Origin of the sequence: Methylopila musalis (assembly GCF_042679725.1) — a bacterium.
GTDB classification, from domain to species: domain Bacteria; phylum Pseudomonadota; class Alphaproteobacteria; order Rhizobiales; family Methylopilaceae; genus Methylopila; species Methylopila musalis.
The window spans coordinates 1-6432 of record NZ_JBHTMX010000159.1; the positions used below are offsets into that span (position 1 = coordinate 1).

At 69.6% G+C, this 6432-nt stretch carries 6 protein-coding genes and 1 pseudogene; 6 read left to right on the top strand and 1 reads right to left on the bottom strand.

Annotation, left to right across the window (positions count from 1 at the left end; genetic code table 11):
- The 6 genes from ACFQ4O_RS13690 to ACFQ4O_RS13715 form a co-directional block, all read left to right on the top strand.
- Positions 1–341, top strand: a 341-nt coding sequence (locus tag ACFQ4O_RS13690; RefSeq protein WP_378776255.1) for an RT0821/Lpp0805 family surface protein, incomplete at its 5' end; no start/stop codon positions are given.
- Between the two features lie 124 nt (positions 342–465).
- Complete coding sequence (locus tag ACFQ4O_RS13695; protein WP_378776257.1) at positions 466–1422, top strand: DnaJ C-terminal domain-containing protein; 957 nt, start codon at positions 466–468, stop codon at positions 1420–1422.
- Between the two features lie 124 nt (positions 1423–1546).
- Positions 1547–2362, top strand: coding sequence for an enoyl-ACP reductase FabI (gene fabI, locus ACFQ4O_RS13700; protein WP_378776259.1), 816 nt, complete (start codon positions 1547–1549; stop codon positions 2360–2362).
- The gene (locus ACFQ4O_RS13705; RefSeq protein WP_378776261.1) at positions 2359–2940 is read left to right on the top strand and encodes a histidine phosphatase family protein; all 582 of its coding nucleotides are present in this window, start codon (positions 2359–2361) and stop codon (positions 2938–2940) included. Before fabI ends, ACFQ4O_RS13705 begins: the two co-directional genes overlap by 4 nt.
- 606 nt (positions 2941–3546) lie before the next feature.
- Positions 3547–4857, top strand: coding sequence for an oxalate/formate MFS antiporter (oxlT, locus tag ACFQ4O_RS13710; protein ID WP_378776265.1), 1311 nt, complete (start codon positions 3547–3549; stop codon positions 4855–4857).
- 180 nt (positions 4858–5037) lie between these two features.
- Positions 5038–5664, top strand: coding sequence for a DsbA family protein (locus ACFQ4O_RS13715; RefSeq protein ID WP_378776263.1), 627 nt, complete (start codon positions 5038–5040; stop codon positions 5662–5664).
- A 16-nt stretch (positions 5665–5680) separates the two neighbouring features.
- Here the strand turns inward: ACFQ4O_RS13715 and ACFQ4O_RS13720 are convergent.
- Positions 5681–6432 (bottom strand): annotated as a pseudogene (locus ACFQ4O_RS13720) (RNA methyltransferase); the annotation flags it as partial.

A 6432-nucleotide genomic window follows, 5' to 3' on the forward strand; every position in this document is an offset into this window, starting at 1 on the left:
CCGCCACGCCGTCGGCCTACGCCGCTCCCCAGACATCGACCGTCGCCGTGGACCCGGCGCTGTCGCCGGCCGACTGGACCTACGCCCGCGGCGCGCTCGGCCTCGCCATGGGCGCGGCGTCGCCCAACGCCTCCGTGCCCTGGGCCAATCCGGACAGCGGCGCCTACGGCTCCTTCACCGCATCCGCCGCGCCCACCACGGAGAACGGGGCGCTGTGCCGTCCCTTCGCCGCCAGCTACAGCATGGCCGGCCGGGAGCAGCGGCTGGAGGGGGCCGCCTGCCGCACCGCCGCCGGCTACTGGGAGGCGGTCTCCATCCGCGCCGCGCGGGCGGGCGCCTGATCCGCACGGGACGCGCGCCGCCACTGTTGCATTTGAGTGACATTTTCCCCACATTGCCGGCAACGGCGGCGGAGCGGCGACCTCCGCTCACGCCCCCTCTGCAAGGACGGACATTCAGAACGCGATGCGCGATCCCTATGACGTGCTCGGCGTGACGCGCCAGGCGAGCGACGCCGAGATCAAGAAAGCGTTCCGGCGGCTGGCCAAGGTCTGGCACCCGGATCACAAGCCCGACGACGCCTCCGCGAAGGAGAAGTTCGCGGAGATCAGCTCCGCCTACGATCTGCTCTCCGACACGGAGAAGCGCGGCCAGTACGACCGCGGCGAGATCGACGCCGAGGGCAAGCCCCGCTTCCAGGGCTTTCCCGGCGGCGGTTCCGGCGCGGGGCCGCGCGGCGCGCATCACGAGTTCAATTTCGGCGGCGGTTCGCCCTTCGGCGGTCGGGGCCGGTCGGCCGGCGGCTCGGAAGACATCTTCGAGGACATTCTGGGCGCCTTCGGCGGCCGGCGTCCCCGTGGGCCGGGCGGCTTCGCGGGCGGCGGCTTCGGCGGCGAGCCCCCGAGCGGCGAGGATGTCGCGGTCGAGCTGACCGTGCCCTTCCGGGACTGGGCGCGGGGCGGCAAGCGGCGCGTGCGCCTGCCCACGGGCAAGGAGCTGAACGTCACCGTTCCGGCGGGAATCGAGCCCGGCAAGAGCATCCGCCTGCGCGGGCAGGGACGGCCGAGCGGCCTCGGCGGCGCTCCCGGCGACGCGATCATCACGATTCAGGTCGCGCCCGACTCCCAGTTCCGGGCCGACGGACGGGACGTGCGGGTGCAGGTTCCGGTGACGCTCTATGAGGCGGTGCTGGGCGCGAAGGTGCGCGCGCCGACCCTCGACGGGCAGGTGGAGCTCACCGTGCCGCCGGGCTCGGACAGCGGTCGCACGCTCCGGTTGCGCGGCAAGGGCGTCGGCGAGCCGGGCTCGGCCGGCGACCTGCTGGTGGAGCTGCGCATCGCCCTGCCGAAAGGCGGCGATCCGAAGCTCGAGGCCTTCGCCCGCGCCATGCGCGACGAGGGCGCCTACGACCCACGGACGTGAGCGGTGAAAATTGTCGCTCACTGAAACGCGCTGTGATGGGGTTGCGGCCGGGGCGGCTTGAAGGCCCCCGGCGCCTATGCCATAGCCACCGCAGACGAGCGTTGTGCGCTGCGAGAGGTGTTTTATGACCGTGTCCCAGGGGTTGATGGCCGGCAAGCGGGGCCTGGTCATGGGCGTCGCCAACAACCGATCCATCGCCTGGGGCATCGCCAAGGCGGCGGCCAACGCGGGCGCGAAGCTCGCCTTCACCTATCAGGGCGACGCGCTGAAGAAGCGCGTGGAGCCGTTGGCCGCCGAACTGGGCGCCGAGGTGGTGGGCCATTGCGACGTGACCGACGCCGCCACCATCGACGCGGTGTTCGAGAAGACCGGCGAGCTTCTGGGCGGGCTCGACTTCGTGGTCCACGCCATCGCCTTCTCGGACAAGGACCAGCTCGACGGCCGCTATGTCGAGACCACGGCCGACAACTTCAACAAGACCATGTTCATCTCCTGCTACTCGCTGACCGCCGTGGCGCAGCGGGCCGAGAAGCTGATGACCAACGGCGGCTCGATCCTCACGCTGACCTATTACGGCGCCGAGAAGTGGATGCCGCACTACAACGTCATGGGCGTCGCCAAGGCCGCGCTCGAGGCGAGCGTGCGCTACCTCGCCGCCGACCTCGGCCCGAACGCCATCCGCGTCAACGCCATCTCCGCCGGCCCGATCAAGACGCTCGCGGCCTCCGGCATCGGTGACTTCCGCTACATTCTGAAGTGGAACGAGTACAACGCGCCGCTGCGCCGCACGGTGTCGATCGAGGAGGTGGGCGACAGCGCGCTCTACCTGCTGTCCGATCTCGGACGAGGCGTCACCGGCGAGGTCCACCACGTGGACGCCGGCTACCACATCGTCGGCATGAAGAACCCCGACGCGCCGGACATGTCGGTCACGGGGTGACCCGCGATCTGATCGTCGTCCGGCACGGGGAGACCGACTGGAACGCCGACGGCCGGCTGCAGGGCCAGACCGACATTCCGCTGAACGCCCGCGGCCGCGATCAGGCGTCCGCCGTGGGGCGTCTGATCGCTAGCGCCGATCTCACGCTCGAAGGCCGCGTCTTCGTCGCAAGCCCGCTGATGCGGGCGACGGAGACCATGCGGCTGATGCGGGCCGCGCTTGGCCTGCCTCCCGACGACTTCCGCACCGATCCCCGGCTGAAGGAGCTGTCCTTCGGCGCTTGGGAAGGCTCCACCATGGCGCAGATTCGCGAGCGCCATCCGGGGGCGGCGCGCGCCCGCGACGCGGATCGCTGGTCCTACCGGCCGCCGGACGGCGAAAGTTACGAGGATCTGTCGGAGCGGATCGGCGCCGCGCTGCGGGAGATCGAAGGCCCCGCCGTGCTCGTCGCCCATGGCGGCGTGTCGCGCGCGCTGCTCGCCATGCTGGGCAGCGTGGCGCGGGAAAAGCTCCACGGGATGCACATCGTTCAGGGCCGCGCGCTTGCGTTTGACGCGTCCGGCTGGCGCTGGATCTGACGCCGGAACGGTCTCTGGTCGACCACGTCCCAGCCTACATTCGCCACATTCCACGCGATTGGGTGATTTGTGTGCGGCGCGGCAAATCCACAAGGGGTTCCCGCCGCGACACGCCGACTTGGCGTTCCACGGCTCTTCGCGTTAAGTCGTTGGAATGAAAGATAAAGGCTCAACGGCCGATCGGCGCGCAGCCCGTGTATCACGCAGACGTGAAGCCCGAACACCTTGCTGACGCTTTAACTGCTCGGCGCTGGCATGCCATATTTTGCATGCCAGTTATGCAAAAAAGAGTAAGCTAAACTGTCGCACTGGCCCGCGACGACGGATCGGGCGGAGGCCGATCAGGCGGAACGGGTCGATGTAAGAGACCAAATGACGCGACGTCTGCGGCGTTCAGTCTCAGCCCAGCGCCAATTCAAGGCCGAAAAGGCCGCTCTCAGCGGCGGGATCCCCGAATGGTGTCAAGAGGGGTTCCGCGCGCCGCTTCTGTGGAAAAACGCCGATAGGACGGAAGTCCAAGAGATCGGCGAAAAACAACGACATAAACGGCCTCAAGGCCGACCGAAGAGAGAGGAAAGTCCAGTGAGCCAACCTTCCAATCCCGCGCTGAGGCCAAACGTCTCCGAACGGAAACGTTGGACGCAGATCGTGGTCGGCGTCGTCTGCATGATCGCGACCGCCAACATCCAGTACGCGTGGACCCTGTTCGTCCCCGAGATCCAGTCCACCTTCGGCTGGGACCGCGCCTCGATCCAGATCGCCTTCACCATCTTCGTGCTGGTGCAGACCTGGCTGACGCCGATCGAAGGCTACTTCATCGACAAGTACGGCCCGCGCGCCATGGTCGCGTTCGGCGCGGTGTTCATGGGCCTGTCGTGGGTCATCAACTCGCAGGCGACCTCGCTGTCGGGCTTCTACCTCGGCGCGGCCGTGGGCGGCATCGGCGTGGGCTGCATCTACGCCACCTGCATCAACAACGCCCTGAAGTGGTTCCCGGACCGTCGCGGCCTCGCGGTCGGCCTGACCGCCGGCGGCTACGGCATGGGTTCGGCGGCGACCATCCTGCCGATCGCCTCGATGATCCAGTCGTCGGGCTTCCAGTCCACCTTCCTGTTCTTCGGCATCCTGCAGGGCATCCTGGCCTTCGTGGCCGCCATGTTCCTGCGCGCTCCGTCCAAGGACGAAGTGAAGGTCTCGGACAAGCTCGCCCAGTCCCGTCGCGACTACACGCTGACGGAGGCCATGCGCACCAAGCTGTTCTGGCTGATGTTTTTCATGTTCATCTGCGTCGTGACCGGCGGCATGATGGCGGTCGCTCAGCTCGGCGTCATCGCTCAGGACCTCGGCGTCAAGAACTACAGCGTCAACCTCTACTTCTTCACCATGGCCGCCCTGCCGCTCGCCCTGATGCTCGACCGCATCATGAACGGCATCTCCCGCCCGCTGTTCGGCTGGATTTCGGACAACATCGGCCGTGAGAAGACGATGGTCATCGCCTTCACCCTCGAAGGCCTCGGCATCATCGCGCTCGGCTACTTCGGCCATAACCCCTACGCCTTCCTGATCCTGTCCGGCGTGGTGTTCCTGGCCTGGGGCGAAGTCTACTCCCTGTTCTCGGCTCTCGCCGGCGACGCCTTCGGCACCAAGCACATCGGCAAGATCTACGGCGTGCTCTACTGCGCCAAGGGCATCGGCGCGCTGTTCGTCCCGGTCGGCAACCTGCTGATGGAAGCGACCGGCACCTGGGCCACCGTGCTCTACACCGTCGCCACCATGGACCTGCTGGCCGCCTTCCTCGCGATCGTCGCCCTGCGCCCGGTCCTCGCCGAGCACGTCCGCCGCTCCGGCGTCGCCAACCCGGCGACCCTCGACCCGGCGACCACCACCGACGGCAAGAGCTCGCTGGCTCGCGCCTGATCGCAACGAACCCTCGCGGCGCGGGACGGGCTCTCCCATAACCGTCTCGCGCCTCACTGGAAGGCGGGCTCCCCAAGAGCCCGCCTTTTTTGCTGTCCCGCGTCCGCGGTCCGCGCCATGGGAAAGCCGCCGTCGTCCGCCATGCGGGAGACGCGGCGAGACGCGAGGGAAGGGCGGAACATGACGATCACACGGCGCGAGGCTCTGGTGCGCGGCGCGGGCGCGCTCGCCGTGGGCGCGGTCCTGCCCGGCGCGGCGGCGGCGGACGACCTCTCCCGCGACATGATCGTGGGCGATCCCGCGGCGCCGGTCGGCGGCAACCCGCGCGGCGACGTCACCCTCGTCGCCTTCCTCGACTACAACTGCCCCTACTGCAAAACCTCGGCCCCGGCGCTGAAGCGGGCGGTGCGCGCCGACGGCCGGACGCGACTCGTCTACAAGGACTGGCCGATCCTCGGGCGGACCTCGGTCTATGGCGCGAAGCTCGCGCTCGCCGCCCACCGGCAGGGGCGCTACGAGGCGGCGCACGAGGCGTTGATGGCGCTCAAAGGCGCGAGCCGGCCGGTCACCGATCTCGACGAGGCGGTCGCGGCGGCTGGCGTCGACATGGCCCGCCTGAAGGCGGACGCGGCCCGGGACGACGCGGCGATCGTCGCTCTGCTCAAGCGCAACGACGCCCAGGCCAAGGGCATGGGCTTTCCCGGAACGCCGATCTATCTGGTCGGGCCGCTGCTGGTGGCGGAAGCCCCCGACGAGGAGCGCTTCCGGGCCGCCATCGCCAAGGCGCGGGAGCGCCAGAAGGGCTGATCGGGCGGTTCGGGCTCTATCGCCGCTCGAACACGCCGACCGCCTCCACATGGGCGGAGTGGCGGAACTGGTCCACCGGGGTCAGCGTCGTCAGCCGGTAGCCGCCCCGGGTCAGGATCGCGGCGTCGCGGGCGAGCGTGCCGGCGTCGCAGGAGATCGCGACCACAAGCGGGACCTTCGATTCCGCGATCATGCGCGCCTGCGCCTCCGCGCCCGCCCGGGGCGGATCGAAGGCGACGGCGTCGAAGCCGTTCAACTCCGCCGCGGTGAGGGGGCGGCGGAACAGGTCCCGGGTCTCGCCGCGGATGCGCTTCAGGCCGGGCGCCTTGCGGGCGGCGGCGTCGAGCGCCGCGATCGCCTTGCGGTCGGCCTCGGCCGCGTAGACCTCGGCGGTCTCCGCGAACCTTAGCGCGAACGCGCCGACGCCGCAGAACAGGTCCGCCACCTTCTTGCGCTTGCCGATGGCGGCGCGCGCGAGATCGACGATGGTCGCCTCGCCGAGCGCTGTCGCCTGCAGGAAGCCGCCGGGCGCGGGCGTCACCAGGGCGCGGCCCATGGCGATGAGCGGCTTACGCCGCTCCACCACCACGTCGCCGTGGAGCGCGAGCCGCGCCAGATCGAGCCGGTCGGCGAGCTGCACCAGCTTCAGCCGCAGCCCCTCCGAGGCCGGCCCCAGCCCCCGGACGTCGATGTCGAGCCCCGCCTCCGTGGCCGTGACGGCGATGTCGAGCGGCTTGGCGGCGCGGGCGAGCGTCGCGGCCAGCGCCC

What these genes read in the sequence shown, in the direction of transcription:
- fabI (WP_378776259.1), top strand. Translation starts at nt 1,547, where the DNA reads ATGACCGTGTCCCAGGGGTTGATGGCCGGCAAGCGGGGCCTGGTCATG.
- ACFQ4O_RS13715 (WP_378776263.1), top strand. Translation starts at nt 5,038, where the DNA reads ATGACGATCACACGGCGCGAGGCTCTGGTGCGCGGCGCGGGCGCGCTC.
- ACFQ4O_RS13695 (WP_378776257.1), top strand. Translation starts at nt 466, where the DNA reads ATGCGCGATCCCTATGACGTGCTCGGCGTGACGCGCCAGGCGAGCGAC.